3 protein-coding genes and 1 pseudogene are annotated in these 2017 nt (G+C 71.1%); all 4 read right to left on the bottom strand.

Annotated elements, in window-relative coordinates:
• A pseudogene (locus AOK08_RS41355) lies at positions 1 to 372 on the bottom strand (hypothetical protein); the annotation flags it as partial.
• A gap of 1 nt (position 373) precedes the next feature.
• Positions 374 to 1105: a hypothetical protein gene (locus AOK08_RS41350; protein WP_055535664.1), complete on the bottom strand. Its 732-nt coding sequence runs from the start codon at positions 1103 to 1105 to the stop codon at positions 374 to 376.
• Positions 1105 to 1512 carry a hypothetical protein gene (locus tag AOK08_RS41345; RefSeq protein ID WP_055535662.1) on the bottom strand — a complete coding sequence of 136 codons (408 nt, stop codon included), beginning with the start codon at positions 1510 to 1512 and terminating at the stop codon, positions 1105 to 1107. The genes AOK08_RS41350 and AOK08_RS41345 overlap by 1 nt, the downstream gene beginning before the upstream one ends.
• Positions 1512 to 2017: hypothetical protein (locus AOK08_RS48620; protein ID WP_055535660.1), on the bottom strand; the 506-nt coding region annotated here is incomplete at its 5' end. The genes AOK08_RS48620 and AOK08_RS41345, both read right to left, overlap by 1 nt.

Below are 2017 nucleotides of genomic sequence, written 5' to 3'. Positions count from 1 at the left end.
GTGCAGGGCGGTGAGGGCGTCGGGCCACACCTGGTCGATGCCGGTGGGGGTGACGGTCGGGCGCTGCAGGACGTCGCCGTGTGCGGTGTCGGGCGTTCCCTGGATCAGGCCCGGCAGGGGGCGGGCGATGCCGCGGACGTAGCGGGCTTCGAGGAGGGTGCCGTCCTGGACGGGCGTGGCGCGGGTCTCGAAGGAGCCAGCGGGCCCGTACACGTGGTACCTGCCGGAGGCTTCGCGGATCCTGCGCGCGATCTGTGCGACCACGTAGGCGGCCGGGTAGGTGGAGACGGTCCCCCACTCGTACGGCCGGGCGGTCAACTGGTGAGCGATCTGGGCGTGGTTGGCGGTACGCCGTTCCGGGGTGGTGCCCATGTCAGGACACCTCCGTGTTGGTGTGGTGCTCCCAGGCAGGGACGAACGTGTCGAGGGAGGCGTCGGGGGTGGTGAGGCCGAAGCGGGTGCCGCACTGGCAGGAGGCGTGCATTTCGCAGTCGCCGTACTCGACGACCAGGGCGTGGCCGCCGTCGAGGGTTTCGCGGAAGTCGGGGTTCGGGTCGGGGTCGTGGGGCTCGTGGTCGGCGCGGCGGAGGACGACGAGGGCTGATGCGTCGCTGTGGCCGTAGGCCTGTAGGGCGCGGAGTATTTCGGTGCGAGCAGTGGACGCCGCCCCGGCCGGCTGGCTGCCGGTCTGGGTGTCCTTCTCCTCGACGGCTGGTGCGGCCTCGGTCTGGTCCTCGTATCCGGCGACCGTCCACCGTCGGGTGGTCTGGTCCCACACCACGGACCACATTCGGTGGTCCGTGAGCGTGCCGTCCAGGTCGATCCCGACCGGCATGCCTGCCGAGTGCGCCTCGTTGAGGGCGTCGGCGATACGCACCCAGCGCTCTCGCTCTGTGCACGGGACGAACGGGGTGTCCTTCTCGTCGCTCTTGAGTAGGGCGGTGTCGATGGCCTCGGCGAGCTGCGGGACCGTGGCCGTCCAGGTGACGTCCGAATTGCGGCCCAGCAACTGGACCTGAGAGCCCCGGAGTTCGTGGCCGACGATCGGGCGGCGGAAGACCGGGCGGCGCAGGACGGCGGCGATGATGTCGGTAGGCGACGGCATCAGCCCTCACCGCCGTCGGTGGCCCGGGTACGCCAGGCGGCGGCCTCGTCGTCCGACAGGGTGCGCGAGCCGGTCACTTGGACCAGGACGCCGTCGACGTTGGCCTCGCATACACCGGTCTCGAAGACGTGGTAGGTGGTCTCCCTGGTGTCGAGTGTCAGCTCGGTGCCGATGGCCTGTGCCCAGGCGCGGGCGTCGTCCAGACTGTCCGCGATCAGGTCCAGCTTGGGGACGGCCGGTTCGCTGTAGTGCCCGTCGATGTAGGTGTACAGCGAGCACGTCGCCCGTTTCACCGTCCGGTCCGGGTGCTCGGACAGCAGGCGGCGGGCCACCTGTCCGGCGCGGAAGACCGCGGACTCCATCTGTGTGACCGCGTCCAGCAGGACGTTCGTGGTTTTCTCGGTCATCAGACGCTCACCACCAGGGGGCGCTGCGGCGTGGTGTGGGCGGTGGCGGTCCAGGTGGCGGCCTCGTCGAGGGTGGTGAGGCCGGTGGAACTGTGGCGCCAGCGGAGGGTGGAGACCTGGTGGGCGCCGTCCGGGTCGGGGATGGCGGCGGCGATCCAGCGCTGGACGTGGTCGGCGTCGCGGTAGCCGGTGATGATCCCGTGCACGGTGGTGGGGGTGGGGATCCGGTTGTCGAGCGTGACGAGGTACTCCCACGGCAGGGCGCCGCGGACCGGGGGGCGCCCGGGCCACAGCCACACTCCGGCGATGTGGGTGGGGGGCTGGCCCCAGCCGGTGACGGAGGTGTGGGAGAGGACCTGGGTGAGGGTTTCGGCGGAGATGGTGTGGACGGTTCCGCAGTCCCGGCACAGGAGGCGCAGCTGTACGCGGGTGAACTCGGTGGTGTGGGTGCAGTCCGCGTGGGTGCAGGTGTGGGGGCGGGGGTCGCTCGGGGCGGTGCGGATGG

The organism is Streptomyces graminilatus (assembly GCF_001418565.1).
GTDB lineage: Bacteria > Actinomycetota > Actinomycetes > Streptomycetales > Streptomycetaceae > Streptomyces > Streptomyces graminilatus.
This window is presented reverse-complemented; position numbering and strand designations above follow the sequence as displayed.